This is a genomic window from Pseudarthrobacter sp. SL88 (genome assembly GCF_026672455.1).
GTDB lineage: Bacteria > Actinomycetota > Actinomycetes > Actinomycetales > Micrococcaceae > Arthrobacter.
The window spans coordinates 2,877,428-2,899,344 of sequence record NZ_JAPPRD010000001.1 but is presented as its reverse complement, the minus strand read 5'-3'; the positions used below and the strand labels follow the sequence as shown (position 1 = coordinate 2,899,344).

Genomic DNA, 21,917 nt, shown 5'->3' with positions numbered 1-21,917 from the left:
GTTGCGCCAGCGTGAGATGGAACTAGTTGTGGGGTCCCAGGTCCCATGACCAGGCCCCTTCGCCCCGTGCCCGAGCTGTTATGGGGCGAAGGGATTCTCCAGTGTCAGTCGCTGGGCCTCCCGCGCCAGAGCTGTGGGAAGGGGACGGCTGTGAACTACAACGAGCTCCAGGTTGGCTCTGGTCAACGAGGTGTACAACCTTCCATCTGACCCAGAGTTGGCGCGGAAGGTAGCGGGCTCGACGACGACGACTGAGTCAAACTCCAGACCGCGGGCTTCTTCCGGGGTGAGGAAGGAGTACCTATTAAGATCCCTGTCAGCCCAGGTCCATCTGTCTTGTGCCGACCATCCTGATATGCGGGCTTCCTGAAGGACCCTGTCAACGTCAGGAGTAATCACCGCAACCGTCCCCTCAGGACGGTCGGTGGCGAGCCTCTGGCATTGTTCCAGGGCGATGGACTCGACGGTTCGCTGGATTGCCTGGGCATTGACAATTCTCGGTGGAATGCCCCGACCGAGGGGAGAGGCCCGGCGAAGGCCAGCGGACTTTGGAAGAAGCGCCGCGGCGAAATCCGCGATTGCCTGAGACGTGCGATAACCGTCATTGATTACACGTTCGTCCCACCGAGCAGCAGAAAGTCGGGAAGTGATGTCTGACCAGGTCTTCACTTGCATCGAGTGGCGCTGCTGCATATCACCCACCAAGGTCCAGCTGCCGGCGTTCATTTCCTCTAGAACGCGCCATTCGAAGAGGCTGAGGTCCTGAGCCTCATCGACGATTACGTGTTCAAAGACGTCCCCGGGCTCGAGAAGGATGCGCATGTAGGCCAGCAGCGGCCACATAAGGGGGTCCTTTCGTGCTCCTTTGAACGTTGCAGGCAGCCCTCTGGCCCATTCCTTCACAGCGGGAGTTTCACCGTCTAGATGCGACCGCGTGACAAAGTCCTCGTAAAAGTGTCCAAGAGCGTCCAGCCCCTTACTGTGGCTACTGCGCGCCCTCAGGGCGGCACTCCTGACGAGGGCGTCGGCTCCATTTGGAACCCTAGCTGCATCAACAGGTCGCGGACGCACAGCGCTAGGCTCAAACCCCAACACCTCAAGGATCAGGCCGTGTACAGAGCCCACAAGAATCTTTCTCCCCGGGGTTCCGAAATCACCAACGGCGGTGGAAACGTGCGCTTCCCACGCCGGCGTCGGCCCAAGAAGCAGGATGTGTTCCAAGGCGTCCTGACGGTCCTGGTGTACAAGCCAGGCAGCGCGGTGCGTCGCGATGATCGTCTTGCCCGTTCCAGCGTGTCCTTGGACCACAACCGACTTGTCAGCTGCATACGTGACCAAGTCGTACTGCTCCGGTTGAAGAGTTGCCAGAACGGATGAGAGGCCAAGCGAGCGAGGGGCTGAGAGTGTCTCGCGAAGCAGATCCTCCATCGTCGTCAGCGGCATGTCGGTCCGCGTTGGTGCCGACGGTGCCGGGGCAGAGCTCGCCGGGGCGGCCTCCTTTGGCTGTGGTCCCACCTTGGCTTTCACGCCGGCCAGCCACCTCGATTTGCCGCCTGACTTCGGAGTCGGAGGCTTCTCCTCAGGCCGATTGGTGGGGAAAGCTTCACCATTGGGGCGTCCTACCCACACATCGGCGTAATTCGTCAGCGTGCGTACCTTTTGTATAAAACGCCGCTGTACCCGGACGTTTCTGGATTGCCATGACTTCAGGTTTCGAAAGAAGACCGCCGCCGCGGGCGCCGTCCAACTGATGACGTAGAGATCATCCTGATCGATGTGCATGGGCCCGATGTAGTAGTTCTCCACCTGGCCTGGTTTGTCGCCCTCAAGGGAGATACGCCCCGTGAGTGGACTGAAGTCCGTCTTTTTGCGCTGGCGTATGCCGGCAACAAGCGGCTTCGACTGCTTATCTACCTGTTCCAAGTAGAGGTCGTTCATCGAGTTCTCAAACGCGAGAACCTGCTGTTTGGTATTCAACGGCTCAGATCACTTCCAACTGCAGCAGCGCAAGGGTTTCCAGATCGAGGCTGGAGTGAGCACTTTGGCTAATGCGCGCGAGAGCGTCATTGCGTCGTTCCTCGGCTCGCCGCAGCTGGCCTTCGAACATTCGCATGGTGGGTCCGGTTATGTAGGCCATTCGATCGCGAATCGACCTCTCATGGTTCCTATAAACCTCTTCCGCGCGGATCCTTCGCTCGAGGATGAGCGCGTCGTTCTCCGCCTTGCGAAGTTCTTGCTCTGTATGGCGTCGTACTTCAAGATCGGTAAGTAGCTGCTCACAGTAGAGATCTGCATTTGGATGCCTAGTGGCGCTGGAGCCTTCCGAAAGTGCACCTGCGGCCACTCTCGTCATGAGCAAGGCTCCGGCTTCCGCGCCAGCGCTTTCGCCGGTCTCCAAGTTGACCGCCTCTACCCAAAGCTCGCTTGTCGGACGCAGTCCGGACCATCCTGCTGCAGCCAGGGCCAGCAGGTAGGTACCTGGCCGGCACGTCTCATCAGTTGTTGCACGCAGGACAGAAAACCGTGGAACATTGTGTAGCGCAAAGTCGTGGGCAGCTACCCGGACCAACGGGTGGTGGCCGTTCAGGAGCGAACCGCCTTCGACGCGGGCCTCTTCAGAGTCCAGGCACATGATCATTGGAGTCCTGGCTCGTCCGGCTCTTTCTACACGAGAAACTTCGGCGGACGTCAGGCCTTCCTTCCTCCGCCATTCCACGACCTTGATCAGCATCTCTTGGCTAAGGTCAACCCGTAGCTTTTTGGCCTTTGTGTCCACCTTGACGGAACCGCCGCGGAGGCGTGCCCAGTCTCCGATCAGATGGGCAAGTTCGACCTGACCGAGATATCGGCCACGGCTAATCCGCTCCTCAACTGATTTGATGCCGAACTGATCTTCTGCCTGGAGTTTGGAAGAAGATTCCTCCAGCTGCGCTTCGTCGGCCTTGCCTTGTTCGACCGCCGCGATGGCCTCATTGATCCTGCGGTCCCGCTCATTGTTGGTCAGCCGAAAATCCACTACAAGCTCGGCGAGACTATCGAACTTCTCCGCGAGGATTGGCTCGAGTTCTCCAATGGAGTGTTCAAACACGCCGACACGGGCCATGAGGCGATCAAGGATGCGAGATTCGATCGTTCCCGGTGTTGAGAAGTTCAGGATGAGGATCTTGTCCGACTTCTGGCCGATGCGATCTAGACGTCCGATGCGCTGTTCGACTTCCATGGGGTTCCAGGGAAGGTCGTAGTTGACGATGAGTGAACAGAATTCGAAGTCGAGACCTTCACTAGCAACGCGGGTGGCGATCACGATGTCGAACTCTCCCGCCCGAAAGCGCCGCATGATCGATTCGCGGTCCTCCGGAGCTACTCCTCCGTGAAGCACCGCCACGCGATGGGTCGGGGACAGCCTGCTGTGGAGGTAACTGAGGGTGTTCCTTGAGAAGGTGAAGACCAGGGCGGAACGACCAGCCATCTCCGAGCTTGCGAGGGCTTTGAGGAAGGCATCAAACTTTGTGTCGACCCGCTGGATTTGGCGGGCAAGCGTTTGGACGTTGGCGGGCGGGACCTCGGCAGCAAGCAGCTTACTTCCGCTGCTTGCGGGTGGCAGCGCATCGCCGTCACCGGCTTCTTCAGACTCAAGACGGAGGACCTGTCGTGCAGCTGCAGGAAGACAAGAACTGGCAAGTCGCAAAGGCATCTGGAGCGCGAAACCGGGGGGCATGTTCCGCTCGATCGCAATCTGCCTCAGCCAGTCCACGTACGCGTCATAGAAGGCCTTCTCACCGTCCGTCCAATCGACGGCTGCGTTTATTGCTTCCCGAACCGAGCGGACTGCGTGGACCTCTGTTTTTCGAGTCCGCGTAATGGCCGAAGATAGGCCGTGAAGCTGGTTGCAGGCATCACGGATGACCGGTGCCGAGGCGACAGAATAGTTGTCATCAGCGAGTAATTCTTCAAGCCTCTTGTAAGCTGCCCGCTCGCGAAGCGCACGTCCCATGCGGGCACGTGCAATCTGGCCCAGCCATTCCCGGCGTTGCCGGTTGGAGATCTTGGGATTTGTTGCGCTCTTACGCAGGGCCTGGAGTGCGTCGTGATGGTCGATACGCAGTTCGAGGTCCGCCTTCGTCTCAACTTCACCAGGCATGATGAGGCGCATCATAGATAAGAGGTCGTCATTCCCGAGATTAAGCGGGGTAGCACTGAGCAGCACCAACGAGCCAGAGACATCGCGGAGGAAAAGCCCAAGCCGAGAGCTTGCGGTGCCCTGATTTCGCATCTGGTGGGCTTCATCGACGACGCAGAGATCCAGCGCGAAGTTGAGCTCCTCCATCTGCTGGAGACGGTCAAACCCCCGAAACGTTTGAATGGAGACCACAGCGGCAAAGTTCTGGGCAAGAGTCCCTGCTTCCAGCCTCTCGACCATCCGGCGAAGATCTGCCGTTTTGTAGTGCTCCAGCTCAAAGCCGAAGCGTTCGCTCATTTCACGCTGCCATTTTGATACGAGTGCCGCGGGGCAGACCACCATGACCCGATTTGCCTGGCCGCGTGCCGCCATCTCGGTCCAGAGAAGGCCCGCTTCAATGGTCTTGCCGAGACCAACCTCGTCGGCGATCAACATCCTTTCCATCGCCGAGTCCAGGTACTTCAGGACTGGCTTAAACTGGAATGGATTGATGATGGTTTTCGTAACACCGTACGAAAAGATGGCGTCGGTGACGCCCCGGTTCAGCTTGGCTCTTGTAACCATGGCTGAGAACGCCTCAGGAGAGGCAGGCTCCTCGTACAGCCAGGATTCAGCGGCGTTTATCTCCGGGATCGGCTCCAGGTCCGATTCGGAAACCGTCACTGTTCGCCCATCTTGGCGGATGACGTAGGACCAGCGTGGGCCGGTGAGCTGCCGGCGCATAATGACGACGTCACGGCCGGTACTGCGGGAAATTGCACCGCCGGATGTTGGGAACTTGGGCGCCTGTATGTGTGTGCCCTCATCCCACCAGGACTCGAGCCACTCCATCCCTACTACGCCAAGGGAAGCTTCGTCTGCTTCGGCTAGTGCGACCTGTTCGGCGGGCAACGGTGCTCGGCCGGGGACAGCTTGTCCATCGATGACGAGAGCTTCCAGCTCGCCGTTTACCTTCGCCCAGTAGATGCCAGGGCGGAGCGGGATGTCGTGATTCGAGCTGTGCAGCACTCGATACTCATGAGTGACGTTCAGGTCTTTTGGCTGTGGAGCGACGAGCAGGATTCTGCCGATCTTGCCGTCATCAAGAGCGCCGAGATCGGAAAACTGAGGCTGGTATCCGCACGTATTGTCAGTAGCCATAAGAAGGCCTTTTGTTCGTGGCCGCATTGGTCCTACTGCAGTTCAAGGAAACACCCCCATGTCGATGATGCGGCGCGACGGCGGGGCGCGCGGCAAAGTTAAATTGATTGTAGGTCCAAGTGTTCTGGTTCTTATCAGAAGGCTGGCCGTGTTGCTGGGTGAGGAGACAGACGTGCTATGAGCTTCGGTCGAAGACGACCCAAAACATGGCCGCAAAGTCCATCAGCTTGAGGGAGTGCCATCCGTGAACAACAGGCCCAGCAGGACGCCCTGGCCAGCTTGGCCGCGCGTCACCGGTATTTTGTAACTTGTCCGATGCTCAGCCGTTGATCGGTAAGGAGTCACTAATATGACGGCGACAAAGTGTCTGCGCGGTCAAAGGTCGGGCGCGCCGTCTTCTGTGCCCATCAACTGATGGACTCTGCGTCTGGAGCTTGACCTTTGTCGGCGGATCGCTGCGGCGTGCTGAACGAGTAAACCAAGGCTCGCGCGGTGTAGACGCCACTGAGATAAATCGTTCCCGTCGGTTCCACGGAAAGTTGAGTCAGGGGGTCCGTCAGGATGCGCACTTCAGGTTGATCAGTGCCTTGCTCCACGTTTCCAACCAGCACCAAGAAGAAGTCCTCGGTATTCAATGCTCGCTGAACTTCGGAGTCCGTAAGACGAACGACGTTAGGTATTGCGCCTTGGTAAACCTTCAGCTCGAAAAACCGCTGCAGATCATCGATGGCATCGGCGCCAACATTGTGTTGGTTTCTGATGTCTACCATTCCTGCTTCCTCACCGCCGAGAACATGGCGGACGAGAGCCATACCTACTGATTCTCGTTCTTCGGGAGTGTAGTTGACCGGGCCACGCCCCACTGACTTTTGCTTCGGATTGCGGGGATCTGGCGACTTCAGTGCCGCGGTTTTCTCCGTGCGACGTGATGAATCGGTAGCAGTCTCTCGACCATCACGAATGGTTCCATCGGGGTTGAGAATTATCAAGGTACTGGGGTCGACCAATATGCGGGCAGGTAGAGCAGGCCTGTCATGTTGCTCCGCCCGCGAGCCGGCAACGGTCGGGAACTTCGATGTAGGCCCGCGACCGCTTCCGCGCTTCGCTCTGGCCTGATGCCGGAGGTTGTCAAGCCGATTCCCACTTGCGGTTTCGCGTCTGGCAGCCTCATCGGCTGCTAGGCGTGAGGCGAGAGTGACGGTCTCGGCCCGGTGCCCATCCACTCCATCGGACCAAGCTACCATCCATGCTTGAGCGATCCGACGGGCCTCGATGCTGAATAGGGAGGCAAGTGCGTTGCCTCCGGTGGCTGCCCGACCACCCTCAGCGGCACTCTCAAGATAGAAAGTCCTTGCTGACAGGTCGATCCATGCACCCACTCTGAGAGTTGATCTGTCTTTGAGCTGGGAGTGGTTCATGCGCAGGCTGAGTCCGGGGAGAACTCTAATTTTGTATCCAACGAGTTCATCCCAGGGTACGGTCAGGGCCTGCTCCGCCCCTTCGTCGTTCATCGACAAATCGGCTTGGAGGTTTCGCACGGCTCGCGGGAAGACTTCGGTAAGCCAGTCATCCTCAAATGCGTTCTCCCCAGCCACAACGCGCACGTCGCTCTCAGCGAGTCTCGTCAGAGCGAAGGGTGCGATCAAGTTCTCGAACTGGCCAACGTCGCCCCCCGGTTTCCAGACTGCCGCGGTCTCTGCCAATGCTTCTGCGAGCTGGATGTTTATGACGGCGAGTACCGGTCGTTGCGTTTTCCATCCTTGACTCGTCCATACAGGTGTCCGACTCAAATTTCTTCTGCGAAGTCCGGACGCACTATCTGCGCCTTTGGACATGAGCCGTAGTGACTCGAGCATTACGAGCCGTTGACCCGGATTCAGCACCTCGTTCTTGGCCACTTCGCGGATGACATCGCGAGCGTCATCAAACGAGGGTGCCCGAACACCAACGAGGCGCCACAGGCGTTCCGTACCGGAAACTGCCGGGACGAAGGTGCGATAAGTTCCGAAAATAGGGGGGCCGCTCAAGACCAAGCTCGGACGCCGCCAGCCGCTCTTTGTGGCGATGAGACCCTGCCCTCGCCCGAACGCAGCCATCGCATCGGCCCTCGACAAATCGCCGAGGACCCTCTCGGCACCCGTGCTGGACGGGATCTGTTGTGCTAAGGCCTGATAAAGCGGGACGGCGGCCTCTTCAGCTGCAGTCGCGTCATCTTCATAGGCGGTCCGTACGTCTTCGAGTGCCCGGATCAGCTCACTTGCTCTTGGGTCGCCGTGCACTTCGAGCTTCTCAAGGACGGAATGCCAAGCAGGGTTGTCATGCTCTGAATGGAGGAAATTGCCTGGGTCTGGGCCGTGAAGGGCTACATTCCCGGCGCTGCGGAGGTTCAAGCTGGAGGGGTCGAGCGGCCCTCCGGTTGCCGTCGGACAGCCAGGCAATCGACGCCGCGCTGAAAAGCCAACAGGCGGGAACAACGCCGCGGTCCTGCCATACGTGGTGTGGCTCCACTGCTGATGCTTCGGCGTGCGGGCCTATCCTCTCCCAAGCTTTGGCCAGGGTTGACAGCACTGCGTTGGCGCGCCGTCTGCGCTCTAAGGCGCTCTTCTCGGCCGCGATGCTGCGAAGTACAGCATCCAAATCAGGTGAGATGAAGTCGTCAATTGTGAACGTGGCGCGCTTCTGCAGAAGGGCTTCTCTCCGATTCGGTAGTTCTGGAAGGTCTCGGGGTACGCCCGGTTTCCCATACGCAAACCGCTGTCTCGCTTTGGGATGAGCAATCAATCGCGGTGCAGTCTCTGCCCCAAGAAGTCGGAAGAGCCGCTGCGCTCCGATGCCAGTCCTACCAGTCTCAGCACGCAAGGCTGTTCCATAGCGACGGTGAAGCCAAATCAGTCCGGCCGTCTTCCCCGCGGCTGCTTGCCACGTGCCCGCTTCGCGCTCGATTATGTAGGCCTCGCAGGGTCGGGCCTTAACGGAGATGCGTTGTCCCTTCGGTCCATACGTTGTGGCATCTAATCGGATGGCCATGCCAATGCCTGGTCCCCAGCTGGCTCGGTCCGCCTCATTGGACGCCTCGAGCGCCGCGCGGAGCTCCTCCGCCTGGGCGTCACTCAGAGGGCCGGGAAGTTCTTCCCCGCTTCTGCCGCAGCGTGCAATCCGTGCAAGGGCCTGTCCTGGTGTTGCTCCGGCGAGAAAACGCTCATGCTCGACAAGCCATGCCCGGACCTGATGCCAGCCGTGACGCGAGATGTAACCGGGGTGAAGTCGTAGGCCCATTCCTAAATGGCGCCAAAGTGGCGCAGCATCATCGTCGACGATGGCCGCTGTAGCTGTTACATCGTCCGGCGAGACTCTCGACTCGTCATCCAGGACCAGACAAGGAACGCTGAAAAGTCTTGTGCCAAGGTCATGGGCAATAGCGACGGATGTCAGATCGCTAACGAAGGCAACTGTACGGCTGTTCTCTTCAAGCATGGAGACGGCGCTGGCAACATCCACTTCTTCGGGCGTAGAAGCCCCGGACTCGGCCAAATCTTTCATCACGATTCGCCACAGCTCTTCCGCATCCCTCGATTCGAATGGGAGGGTCGCTGATCGTCCGGCCAGTCTTGCAGTATCTTCGGGATGCAGGATGGCAGTGAGGTCGGGGTGTTCGAATGCCAACTCATCCAACGAGAGACGACCGTGGTTCGGAAGGTAAAACGTCAGCGTTTTGGCGAGCCTGGTTCGGGCATCCGTCATCAGTTGGCTGTCGATTGCCTCGCGTAGTCTGCCCTGCGTTCGCACGTCCTGGCTCAGCTCATGGACGAGCGGTATCGTGGCCCATCCCAGTTCAGGTGACCGTTTGAACACGTCAAGGCTTGCATCTAGCCACAGCTGACTGATTGCAGAGATTAATCCGATGTTCCAGTCGTTGTCTGCAATATCGCGGCGACTGGCGAGCGGATCAAACTGTGCTGAGACGCGGAAGGGAAATCCAACTGGGCGCACGGGGAGCCCGACGTGAAGATGTCCGGGATCATGATGGCCGGCAGGGAAAGCAATGGAGACTAGCGTTGTAGCAGCTTGAGCCTTCAGGGAACGGCTTAGGTGCGAAGGTGTCGGCGCGTCCTGTGAGTACACGAGCCATTGACGACCGTCGCTGGCGTTCACGACGCGCGACACCATATTTCCGCCGGGAATGTTGAGCTGGATTGGTTCTCCCCGCGAAAGGGCTGCACTTGAAACGGGAGCGCCATCACGACCGAGAACTTCCACGGATCGCACGCTACTTAGGAAGATAAGCCCCGCGTCTCCCCACGAATTCAGCCAGGATGCAATCTCGTCCGCCCTTACGGCATCGCCCCTTATGGGTATCCGAAAAACGGTTGTTCCTTCACCTCCGATGCCGTCGGGGAAACCGCGGGAATCCAAGGGCGTCAGTAGTTGCGACGCTAGGGCGAGATGGAAAGGGCCGCAGTAAACCTCTAGGGAATCCGACAGTGACCTGAGAGTCATGAGCCCGATCCCGAACCGCCCGAGACTTTTGGAGTCAGCGGACTTGAGGCTCAACCAAGGCGTAGCGAGGCCCATGACATCCATTAGGCGCAACGAGCTGCCATTGTGACTGCACAGGATGGCGCTTCCCGTCGGCCCTGACTCGATCGCGAACGCGACCCGGGTTGCACCGACGTCGTCGGCATTTTGGATTAGCTCGGAAAGCCCTTGTAGCCGGTCATCGCTCAAATGACCCGCATTCGTTTCCGCACCACGCAGGGCTTGGCGAATCGAAGCAGGGAGCTCCGCGAATAGTTCACCCAGCTTGCGAACAGCTGCCGCCGCGGCCGCCTCGTTTTTCGGTTCTTTCGGATCGAGAAACGGTGTTCCAGGCTCATGATGAAACACTCGCGCTGCGGCTTCGGCGGCCTCGTCGACGTCGAAGGTGCTTTCCAGTTGTCCAGGCACAAGTCTCCTAGTTGAAGGGGATCGCATGCGGTAGAGATCTCTTCCCAAAACATATCGGTCGGTGGGTATCGCCGCTGTGCAACCCACCGCGGACCGAAGTGAAAGTCACGTGAGAGTCAGCTTCAGGGATTGTCGCATCACCCAGTAGTATCGGAAGGCTAGGGTGTCACGGCTTGGAGCGCCAACGTAGGTGCCGGCTGGCGAATTTCACAGGGGGAGCATTGACTGAAGAGCGTTGGGTTGAAGTCAGCCCGTCGCAGTTTCCTCATGAGATCGAGGGACTGCGCTATCTCAAGTCGAAGCTGCCTAGCACCACGCCCTTCCGTGCCTGGACTAACTTCGAGTTCCTGGACAGCCAGGGGCGGTGGCATGAGGTCGACGCCCTGGTGCTTGCGCGCGGCCGCCTTCACCTGATCGAACTGAAGTACTACTCCGGCCGACTGCACGGAAACGACACCCAGTGGTTGCGTGACGGCCGCCGGGCCGAGGAATCACCGCTCCTCCTGGCAAGGCGCAAGGCTCAGCGTTTCAGCTCCAAGCTCAAGGATGAGCTGCGGTCCTGGGCTCGCGAGAAGCAAGTCGATATTGGGGACGAGCGCAAGATTATTCCGTTCGTCCAGGAATCGGTGTTTCTGCACCACCCGGGCATGGTCAGCGAAATGAGCGGCACGGCTGCTTCGCACCTGTACGGTCTCGACGAGCGCGAAAACGAGTCCAATCTCCCAGGAATCAGCGAACTCCTTCTAGAGGAGCCCCGTGCTGATCGCGCCATCGGTCAAAACCAGGAAGTCATCCTCGCCGAGCTGATGGCTAGGATCGGCCTTGTCCAGCGCCGCGAACGAACCGCAGGCTCTTGGATCATCGAAGACGGAGCTCTGGACGAGGGTGAAGGGTGGCAGGACTGGCGCGCTTATCACCAGGTGGTCAAGCAGGACACCGCCCGTATCCGCTTCCAGGTGGCAGATCCCGGGGCAGGTGATGCTGAGCGGATCCGAGCGCGAAAGATTGCCGAACACGAATACCGGGTCATGAACCGGCTGTCCCACGACGGGCTGCTCAAACCCCGGGACATGGTCGAGTCCGACCTCGGGGTGGGGCTGGTCTATCCGTTCGACGAGTCCATGCAGCGGCTTGATCTGTGGATTGCTGAGCAGGGAAACGGCGTCAGCCTGGCGGACCAACTCAGCATCATTCGGCAGGTTGCAGAAGTTATCGACTACGCGCACCGCAACGCAGTTGTGCACCGCGGGCTGTCGCCAAAGGTTGTATGGGTTGCACGCTCCAACAATCGCCTTCGCGTGCAAGTCAGTGACTGGCAAACGGCGGGAGCAGCGGCCGCGGTGGCAACCGGACTTTCAGGAGACGACGGCGTCACACGGCTTTTCGGCGCGGACCAGACGTCCGTCGCGTCCGCAGCGGGAGATGACGCCTGGCTAACTGAGGCGTTTCGTGCGCCTGAGGGACGGTGGAGTGCTGCTGCCACCGACCGCGTGGGGTTGGACGTTTTTGGGCTCGGCGCACTGGCGTACTACATCGTCACCATGGTTCGGCCTGCGGCTTCTTCACTGGCACTTGCTGAGCGGTTGCGGGAGCAAGGTGGCCTGGACATTGCCCCGGTTCTTCCCCAAGTCGGCGAGGCTTTGCGCAAAGCGGTACTGGACGCTACCCGCCCAGTCCCGCGCGAGCGGCTGCGCACAGTGCAGGATTTTCTCAATGCCTTAGACAGCAGTGCGCCCGGACCGAGGGGCAGCGAGCCAGATACCGATCCGCTCGATGCGGTGCCAGGAACTCTTCTGGGAGATGGACGGTTCACTGTCCTCCGCAGGCTTGGCAAGGGATCAACAGCCCAGGGGCTGATGGTCAAGGACACACGCCCCGACGGCACCGAAACTGAACGGGTGCTGAAGGTCGCACTCAATGACAAGGCTTCGGACCGGCTGACGGCCGAAGCCGAAGTTATCCGACGGCTCCGCGGACCCCGCCTGGCCACTCTCGTCGAAGGACCGTTCAACCTCAACGGCCGTACAGTACTGCTGCTGGAGAGTGCAGGCTCCCAGACCCTCGACGAACTGATTCGTGATCGTGGGGGCAGACTCTCCATCGACCTCTTGGAACGCTTCGGCGCAGACCTCCTTGAAGCTGTCGTGGCCCTGGATAAAGCTGGCATCGATCATAGGGATATCAAGCCCAGCAACCTCGGCGTCCGGGAAGACAGCCGCAAGGCGAAGCACCTTGTTCTCTTTGACTTCTCGCTGTCGCGGGCGCCGGCTGCCGCCCTCGATGCAGGCACGCCGCCGTACCTTGACCCTTTTCTTGGCGGAGGACGTCCCCGCTTCGACTCCGCTGCCGAACGTTACGCGGCGGCCGTCGTGCTGTTCGAAATGGCAACCGGGCACCGTCCTTACTACGGCGACCCACTGGCAAACCCAGCAGCTGTTCCGGACGAAGCTACCGTTGAGCCCAAGTCCTTTGACCCATCGGTAGCAGCTTCCCTGGCTGAATTCTTTCGCCGCGCGCTTGCCCGCGATGCAGGCAAGCGTCACGACACGGCGGCGGAAATGCTCGCGGTGTGGCGCGGCGCCTTTACCCACGGAACGACCACAGCGCCGGAGGATGCTGACGAGCTGGCCGCCAAAGCAACAGTCGAGACCGAGCTCGAGGCAGCTGGCCTATCCGCCCGGGCCTTGTCTGCTTTGGAACCTTTTGGTGTGCGCACGGTAGGGGACCTGGCGGCGGTGGACGCTGTGCGCCTCAACAGACTGTCGGGCGTCGCGGAGCCGACGCGCAAGGAAGTCAAGAGCCGTGCCAAACAATGGCGAGAGCGGTTCGGTGCAGGAGACCGTGGAACGGACACCGGCGTCCTGCCCGCGGTGGAGGACATCGCCAAAATCCTAACCGCCAGCGTGTTCTCCACTCGGTCCCCCGGCCGTGGGCAGATGGTGGCTCTGATTCTGGGCAATGAAGGGCACACAGAAGCATTTGCCACCCAAGCTCAGCTGGCGGCTGCGCTGCCCACTCCAGTGACCTCTGGCCGCGCTAATCAGGTTCTCGAGGCGCTCCATAAGGCGTGGGCCGAAGATGCAGAGGCGTTGGGGCTTCTTCGCAGCCTCGAAGGCATTGTGGATGAACGGCTGGATGCGCTCGGTAGCGTGGCCAGCATCAATGAGCTGGCTTCAGAGATTCTTCGATCCAGCGCGGGCGCCCGCACCCGGGACGACATTGCCCGCCGCTCCTCCCTAGGACTTCTTCGCATCGTTGTTGATCGACGGCGTGCACAGCTCCGTGCGGAAGAAGAACTCGGTGCCATGGAGTTGCGGCGCCGCGATGGCCGGGCTCTCGCCATCGCTCGGGAGCCGGGTCTCCTGGACATTGCCGAGTCGCTGGGCAGAGATGCAGACGCGCTCCTAATTGGCGGTTCATTCGGCGAGGAGCTCATCCCCGCGGATCGTGCCCGGGTGAGACTTTTGCCCACGGCACGATCGGTCGCCGCGGAAAATCCACGACTTCTCGAGGGTACAAGACTGGTCCGGCTGGCGGCGGAAATGTCGCGGACCGCCGCCTTCACTGGTGCAGCCGAGCTGTACCGGCGCGATCTGGACCAGGCGAAGGCCGTGGCACTGACTTTCCAGGGAATCAGCACCGGGGAAAGGCTCAGCCCCAAAGAAATTCAGGACCGGGTCCACGCTCGTTTCCCCGCGCTGCCTGATCTGCCGCGCCGGCCGTCTCTCGATGAGCTCCTGGATCGGGCCGGGTTGGGCCTGAAGTTCGATGAGGGGTCTCAGTGGTACTACAGTCCCACCGAGGGCGGCGACACCACAGGACTTCATTCGTATATGCCTACTGTGGTGGCGTCCCAGACTGACGATATCGATGGGGGGTCAGTGGCCCGGCGCCTCGAGGAAAGCTCGGCTCGACGCTCTTTCCTCACCCTCGGATGTCCGGCGGATCGAATTGATAAGCTGGTCAACGTCCTCGAACACGAATTCAACGCGCAAATTCTTGATCTCACGGGCATTCTCATGGACGAGATGAAGCGTCTTGCCAACGAGCGCGAGGTGCCGCCGTGGGACGTTCTCGTGGCAGCCGACGCTCAGCCGGGGGAGAGCCGCGCCGGGCAGGGCCTCGCCGCCGTGGTGAAACGGGCCCTGCCAGCCGTCGAGCTCGCCATTTCAGAGGCGCTGACGCAAGAGGACGACGGCGGCACTCCGCGTCCGGTTCTGCTCACCGAAGCCGCTCCACTGGCCAGATACGGACACGCCCACGTTCTGCGACGGCTGAGCGACTTGGCCGTGGCCAGGGGACAAGCCGTCTGGCTGGTGGTACCTCAACTGGCCGCCAATCAAGGTCCGCTGCTCGATGGCGTTCCCGTGCAAACTTCGCCGAATCAATTTGTCCGGTTCGATCACATATGGGTCGACACAAAGGCAAACGCCATCCTCAAAACCACGCCTGCTATTGGAGTTTCTGAATGATTGTTTCGTCTCAGTTGACCGCTGAACTCCGCAAGCTTGTTCTGCGGTTGGAGGACGATTTGCGTGAACGGTTGGCGCAGGACGATGAGAACTTGTCGCGTTGGAAGGTAGAGCACCAGGGTGCGCTGGATGCGCAGCGGACGTCGTCGGCGTGGCAGGCGTGGCGGGACGATAAGATCACCCAGGCCGCGGTTGCATGGATTCTGACGACGGTGTTCGTCCGGTTTGCTGAGGATAACGCTTTGGTTCGGCCGGTGTGGATTTCCGGCCCTGGAACCCGGCGGCAGGAGGCGTTGGACGCGCAGATTGTGTTCTTCCGTGCACATCCGGAACTGACGGACCGGGAGTGGCTGCTCGAGCCGGTGGAGTATCTGAAGAAGCTGGCGGCCACTGCTGATCTGGTGGGGGAGCATTCGGCGTTATGGCAGGTTCAGCCGTCGGGACGAATGGCCACGGAGATCCTGGAGTTCTGGCGTCAGACGGACGCGGCCGGACGGCCGACCTTCGATTTGGCAGACACCGAGCTGTCGACCCGCTTTCTGGGTGATCTGTATCAGGACCTGTCCGACTACGCGAAGAAGACGTTCGCGCTCCTGCAGACCCCGGAGTTCGTAGAAGAATTCATCCTTGACCAGACGCTTACCCCGGCGTTGGCTGAGCGTCCGCTGGACGGGTTCAAGCTGATTGACCCGACGTGTGGGTCAGGTCATTTCCTGCTCGGCGCGTTCGAGAGGTTCGCGGCTGCGTGGGCGACCCAAGCGCCTGGGATGGATGTACGTGCCCGAGTGCAGAAAGCATTGGACGCGGTCCACGGCGTGGACTTGAACCCTTTTGCAGTCGCCATTGCTCGCTTCCGACTAACTATCGCCGCGTTGAAAGGCTGTGGCGAGACTTCCTTAGAGCTGGCACCGGCGTTCGACTTTCATCTTGCTGCAGGCGATTCGCTGCTGCACGGTCAGGTCCAGCGCGAGTTCCAGTTCGAGGGATTCGACGCCGACGCCGAACTCTCTGGATTCGCGTATGCCACGGAGGACCTCGAACAGCTGCGTCGTATCCTAAAACCGGGCCAGTACGACGTGGTAGTGGGCAATCCGCCCTATATCACCGTAAAGGACAAGACCCTCAACGAGGCCTATCGCAAGAGGTACACCACCTGTAAGGGTACCTACGCACTGACGGTTCCGTTTATGGAGAGATTTTTCGGTCTGGCGAAGCAGGGCACCGGGTTTCAGCCAGCCGGATGGACTGGTCAAATCACCTCTAACTCCTTCATGAAGCGCGAGTTCGGCTCCAAACTCATCGAAGAGTTCCTGTCCCGGCAGGATGTTCGGCTAGTTGTTGACACCTCCGGGGCCTACATCCCGGGGCACGGTACCCCAACTGTGATCATTGCTGGACGTCGTCAACGCCCAACCGTTGCCATGGTGCGCGCAGCGCTAGGTGTTCGGGGAGAACCAGTGCGACCAAGCGATCCTGCGCGCGGACTCGTATGGCGCGCCCTCGCGGAAAATATTGACAACCCCGGTCATGACAGTGAATGGATCAGTATTGTCGATCTCGCGCGTGAGAGCTTGGCCAGGCATCCTTGGAGCCTATCCGGAGGCGGGGCGAATGCGGTCTTGACACAGATCGAGGCCAACGCGCGTGGAACGCTCAAGGACAAGACCCTCCGAATCGGGTTCTATGGAGACTCGCACGCGGATGAGATATTTTTTCTCCCCCGCCATTTCGCCAGCCGCATTGGCCTCTCTCTGGAGTACGCGCCAGATGCGACCCGAGGTGACGGAGTGCGGGACTGGGCCGCTAATTTTTCCGAGAGGGCCTTCCGCCCGTACGACAAGGACGGAAAGCTGCGAGTCGACGCAGCAGTCGGAAGCACTCTAAAGCACTTCTGGCCTTTCCGCTCGGTTCTATGGGGCCGAAACGTCTTTGGCGGATTGACATACAAAGAAGCGAAAAGATCCTGGCTCGAATGGCATCAGCTTCCGCGCGACGAATTTGCAAGCGCGCTGACAATCGGCTTCGCAGAGGTGGCCACACACAATCATTTTGTCCTGGAGACTGAGGCGAAGGTTTTTAACCGCACAGCTCCGGTTATCAAGCTGCCTCAGAACGCGACCGAGGACGATCACCTTTCATTATTAGGGGTACTCAACTCATCTGTCGCTTGCTTCTGGCTGAAGCAAAAGTGTCATAACAAGGGCAGCACTGTGGATACTCAGGGAGCTCGACAGACCCAGTCTCCGTGGGAGGATTTTTACCAGCTCAACGCCACGAACATTAAAGACCTTCCTCTTCCGGCGTCATTGCCGATCGGGTACGCTCGCGCGATTGATGCACTCGTAAGGAGTCGAAGTCTGCTGGTCGCAGAAGCTCAAGCCTCGGGCCGGGTTCCCACTGCAGAGAAATTGGCTGAAACCCGGAGTCGGTGCGAGTCGCTCCTGCAACGCTCTATTGCCCAGCAGGAGGATCTGGACTGGGCGGTGTACCGAGCGTTCGGTTTAATCGAAGAAGACTTAGCGTACGCAGGTGGCGACGACGTAGAGGTCGCCTTGGGAGAGCGAGCATTCGAGATAGCTTTGGCGCGTCGAGCCGTGGCGGGGCAAGCGGACATTGGATGGTTCGACCGTCATCATTCCATGCAAACTACCGAGATACCGTCCCGCTGGCCGGCCTCCTATCAAGACCTTGTCCAGCGTCGCTTGGATTTGATCGAGTCGAATCAAACGATCCGTCTGCTGGAGCGCCCCGAGTACAAACGTAGGTGGGCTTTGGAGTCGTGGGAGAAGCAGCAGGAACGCGCCCTTCGCGGATGGCTGCTGGACCGGTTGGAGGATCGGTCGCTGTGGTTCGATCGCCAGGGCCGACCGGCGGCACGGAGTATCGGCCAGGTGGCCGACATCGTCTCTCGCGATGAGGATTTCCTCTCGGTCCTATCATTGTGGGACGGGACGCGGGATGTGGACGTCGTCCAGACCCTCACCGCGCTGCTGGTGAATGAGACTGTCCCGTACCTCGCAGCCCAACGGCTCAAAGATTCGGGCCTCCGAAAATTCGAAGCGTGGGAAGAGACGTGGGATCTGCAGCGTCGCGAGGACGTCGGCGAAGACGTCGGTTCAATTCCGGTTCCACCTAAATACACTTCCGCGGATTTCCGGAAGGCGTCGTGGTGGCAGGCCCGCGGCAAGCTCGACGTTCCCAAGGAACGGTTCATCCTCTACCCGGACGCGGGCCGCTCCACCGACCAGACTCTGCTTCTTGGATGGGCCGGCTGGAACCATGTGGAGCAGTTCCTGGCGCTGGCGGCCGTCATGGATCAGCTGGTCGCGGACGGCGCACCAGACGAACAACTGATTCCGCTCGTCGCAGGTATGGGGGAAATACTCCCGTGGGTAAAACAGTGGCACGCCGACACCGACCCCGCTTACGGCGTAAGCATGGCGGACTTCTGTATCCAGCAGCTCGAAGATCGGGCGGCCCAGATTGATCGGTCTCAAGAACAGCTCAAAGCCTGGCGCCCCACCATGACGGGCCGCCGACGAAGGTCCAATGCGAAAGTACGAAATTAGTTGCTGCCCGGCAGGTTTCCAAATTTGTACCGGTTGAAGGAGTTTCTGAATGATTGTTTCGTCTGAGTTGACCGCTGAACTCCGCAAGCTTGTTCTGCGGTTGGAGGACGATTTGCGTGAACGGTTGGCGCAGGACGATGAGAACTTGTCGCGCTGGAGGGCTGAGCACCAGGGTGCGCTGGATGCGCAGCGGACGTCGTCGGCGTGGCAGGCGTGGCGGGACGATAAGATCACCCAGGCCGCGGTTGCATGGATTCTGACGACGGTGTTCGTCCGGTTCGCTGAGGATAACGCGCTGGTTCGGCCGGTGTGGATTTCCGGCCCTGGGGCGCGGCGTCAGGAGGCGCTGGACGCGCAGATTGTGTTCTTCCGTGCCCACCCGGAACTCACAGACCGGGAGTGGCTGCTCGAGTCGGTGGCATATCTGAAGAACCTGCCCGCCACTGCTGATCTGGTGGGGGAACATTCGGCGTTGTGGCAGGTCCAGCCTTCGGGCCGGATGGCCACCGCAATTCTTGATTTCTGGCGGCAGACGGACGACGCGGGGCGGCCGTCCTTCGGTCTGGCAGATGCGGAGTTGTCTACCCGCTTTCTGGGGGACCTCTATCAGGACCTGTCTGACTACGCAAAGAAGACGTTTGCGCTCCTGCAGACCCCGGAGTTTGTGGAGGAGTTCATTCTCGACCAGACCCTTACCCCGGCGTTGGCGGAGCGGCCACTGGAGGGGTTCAAGCTGATTGACCCGACCTGCGGGTCCGGGCACTTCCTGCTCGGAGCGTTTGCGAGGCTAACTGATGCGTGGGCCCGCAACGCGCCTGGCCTGGACGTGCGTGCCCGGGTGCAGAAGGCCTTGGACGCAGTCCACGGCGTGGACCTGAACCCGTTCGCTGTGGCCATCGCCCGCTTCCGGCTCACCGTCGCCGCTCTGAGGGCCTGTGATGAGAAGTCTCTGGAGTTAGCGCCAGCGTTCAACCTCCACCTCGCCGCGGGCGACTCGCTGCTTCACGGGCACATCCAGCGTGAGTTCCAGTTCGACGGCTTCGACGCGGATTCGAAGCTCTCAGGATTCTCATATGCAACCGAGGATCTTGAAGAGCTCAAGCGCATTCTCAGGCCCGGCCAGTATGACGTTGTCGTCGGCAACCCGCCATACATTACGGTCAAGGACAAGACTCTCAATAAGGCCTATCGCAAGCGCTATAAGTCCATAGGTGGACAGCTGATGCTGACCGTGCCGTTTATGGAGCGATTCTTCGGCTTGGCCAAACACTGCACAGCTGTCCAGCCTGCGGGTTGGACCGGCCAGATCACATCCAACTCATTCATGAAGCGGGAATCTGGAACCAAACTCATCGAGAACTTCCTTCCCAAGAAGGACGTCACACATGTCATCGATTCCGAGGGGGCTTGGATTCCGGGTCACAACACGGATGGGACTCCGACGGTAATCGTGATCGGGCGGAACCAGCCGCCTGTAGGAGGGACCGTACGCTGCGTGTTAAGCATGGGGCTAAGGGAACCACGATCGACTGCAAACAACGGTACCGGGCCCTACTGGACGTCCCTGATCAACAACTTGTCGAACGCCGGATTTGAGAACCAATGGGTGAGCATCGCCGATTTGCCACGTGAATCCTTGGCGCACCATCCGTGGAGTTTGACAGGAGGGGGCGCCCCTCGGCTGCAGCAGCAGATCGAATCTTCCTCGGAGATGTTGTTGAAGAATGCGACTTCGGAGATCGGTTTTGGCGCAGTTACACGCGAAGACTCTGCGTACCTTTTGGGACGCGGAAAACTGCGAAGGAGCGGCGTGTCCGTCTCTCACCAGCGACCAATGGTTGAAGGGGAAGTAACTAGGGACTGGACTATCAATGATCCAATTGTTGCGCTCTGGCCATATAACTCTGCATCGCTAAAGGCAGAGCAGAACGAAGCTATTGTGAGACTTTTGTGGCCTTACCGCGCTCAGCTCGAGTCGCGTGTAGCTTACGGGTCTACTCAGATCGAACGGCGACTGCAATGGTTTGAATACTCCATGTTCTTCGCTAAACGATTTGCAACTTCATTGTCGATCGCTTTCGCATTTATTGCGACTCACAATCATTTCGTACTGGACCGGGGCGGCAGAGTATTCAATAGGTCCGCACCAATTATCAAATTGCCCGAGGACGCCACAGAAGACGATCATTTCGCACTGCTCGGTGTCTTGAACTCGTCGACCGCGTGCTTCTGGATGAAAGAGAAGTCTCAGCCCAAGGGCGGCGCTGCGGATCTAGCGTGGGCTCGGACATTCGAATTCACTGGGACGACCCTTCAAGACTTGCCGCTCCCGGCTTCACTGCCAGTCGAGCGGGCGCGAAACGTGGATCGGCTTGCCACATTACAAGCGGAGAAGGCACCCAGCAGGCTTGTTGATATGACCGTCCCAAGTACAGACCTCTTCATAAAGTCGAAGCTTGAGTTCGAGTTGATCGGACGAAGTATTGTTGCGCAGCAGGAGGAGCTGGACTGGGAAGTTTACCGACTTTACGGCTTGATCGATGAGGACGTGACCTACATGGGCACGGATCTGCCCGAGGTTGGCCTTGGCGAGCGTGCATTTGAGATCGCGTTAGCGCGAAGGGCCCGTGTCGGTGAGGCAGACACTTCATGGTTCGATCGGCATGGATCGACGCCGCTTACAGAGATCCCGTCGCATTGGCCGGAGGACTACCGTCACCTCGTGCAGCGTCGTCTGGAATTGATTGAGTCGAATCCGTCGATCCGTTTCCTGGAGCGTCCGGAGTACAAGCGTCGTTGGGCGTTTGAGCCGTGGGAAAAGCAGCAGGATCGCGCCCTGCGCCGCTGGTTGTTGGACCGCCTGGAGGACCGCTCGCTGTGGTTCGACCGGCAGGGCCGACCGTCGGCCCGGAGCGTGAGCCAGCTCGCTGATACCCTCTCCCGTGACAGCGACTTCTTGTCTGTTCTGTCCTTGTGGGACGGCAGCCGAGATGTCGACGTCGTCAGGGCACTCACTCAGCTCCTGACCGACGAGGCTGTACCGTATCTCGCGGCGCAACGACTCAACGACTCGGGTCTCCGAAAATTCGAAGCGTGGGAGCAGACGTGGGATTTGCAGCGCCGCGAGGACGCCGGCGAAGATGTGGGCTCCATTCCGGTCCCACCGAAATATACTTCAGCGGACTTCCACAGGGCATCGTGGTGGCAGGCCCGCGGCAAGCTGGATGTACCCAAGGAACGGTTCATTCTCTACCCGGACGCAGGTCGTTCTACCGACCAGACACTCCTGCTTGGCTGGGCCGGCTGGAACCATGTCGAGCAGTTCCTGGCGCTGGCCACCATCATGGATCAGCTGGTGGCAGACGGCGCGCCGGACGAACAACTAATTCCGCTGGTGGCGGGTCTGGGCGAAATACTTCCGTGGGTGAAACACTGGCACGCTGACATCGACCCCGCTTACGGCGTGAGCATGGGCGACTTCTGCGTCCAGCAGTTCGAAGAACGGGCAGCCCAGATCGACCGATCCCACGACGAGCTCAATTCGTGGCGTCCCACAACGACCGCCCGCGGACGAAGAACTAAGGTGACACAATGAGCTTCGCGAACGACAAG

General features: G+C 59.9%; 7 protein-coding genes. 3 read left to right on the top strand and 4 right to left on the bottom strand.

Annotated elements, in window-relative coordinates; genetic code table 11:
• Positions 1–78 precede the first annotated feature (78 nt).
• The 4 genes from OVA06_RS13020 to OVA06_RS13005 form a co-directional block, all read right to left on the bottom strand.
• Positions 79–1,977, bottom strand: coding sequence for an AAA family ATPase (locus tag OVA06_RS13020; protein WP_268158813.1), 1,899 nt, complete (start codon positions 1,975–1,977; stop codon positions 79–81).
• 4 nt (positions 1,978–1,981) lie between these two features.
• Positions 1,982–5,320 (bottom strand): helicase-related protein, encoded by a 3,339-nt coding sequence (locus OVA06_RS13015; RefSeq protein ID WP_268158811.1) that lies wholly within the window; start codon positions 5,318–5,320, stop codon positions 1,982–1,984.
• Positions 5,321–5,727: 407 nt separating this feature from the next.
• A complete protein-coding gene (locus tag OVA06_RS13010) occupies positions 5,728–7,599 on the bottom strand; it encodes a hypothetical protein (RefSeq protein ID WP_268158809.1) in 1,872 nt (623 codons plus the stop codon).
• 37 nt (positions 7,600–7,636) lie between these two features.
• A complete protein-coding gene (locus OVA06_RS13005) occupies positions 7,637–10,264 on the bottom strand; it encodes a sacsin N-terminal ATP-binding-like domain-containing protein (protein ID WP_268158807.1) in 2,628 nt (875 codons plus the stop codon).
• 221 nt (positions 10,265–10,485) lie between these two features.
• Here OVA06_RS13005 and pglW point away from each other — a divergent pair, with 221 nt between their 5' ends.
• From pglW to pglX (OVA06_RS12990), 3 genes are read left to right on the top strand one after another with little or no spacing between them, the layout of a single operon-like run.
• The gene (gene pglW, locus OVA06_RS13000) at positions 10,486–14,736 is read left to right on the top strand and encodes a BREX system serine/threonine kinase PglW (protein WP_268158805.1); all 4,251 of its coding nucleotides are present in this window, start codon (positions 10,486–10,488) and stop codon (positions 14,734–14,736) included.
• Positions 14,733–18,305, top strand: a complete 3,573-nt coding sequence (pglX, locus tag OVA06_RS12995; RefSeq protein ID WP_268158803.1) for a BREX-2 system adenine-specific DNA-methyltransferase PglX — start codon at positions 14,733–14,735, stop codon at positions 18,303–18,305. The genes pglW and pglX (OVA06_RS12995) overlap by 4 nt, the downstream gene beginning before the upstream one ends.
• Before the next feature lie 49 nt (positions 18,306–18,354).
• Positions 18,355–21,900, top strand: a complete 3,546-nt coding sequence (pglX, locus tag OVA06_RS12990; protein ID WP_268158801.1) for a BREX-2 system adenine-specific DNA-methyltransferase PglX — start codon at positions 18,355–18,357, stop codon at positions 21,898–21,900.
• Positions 21,901–21,917 lie beyond the last annotated feature (17 nt).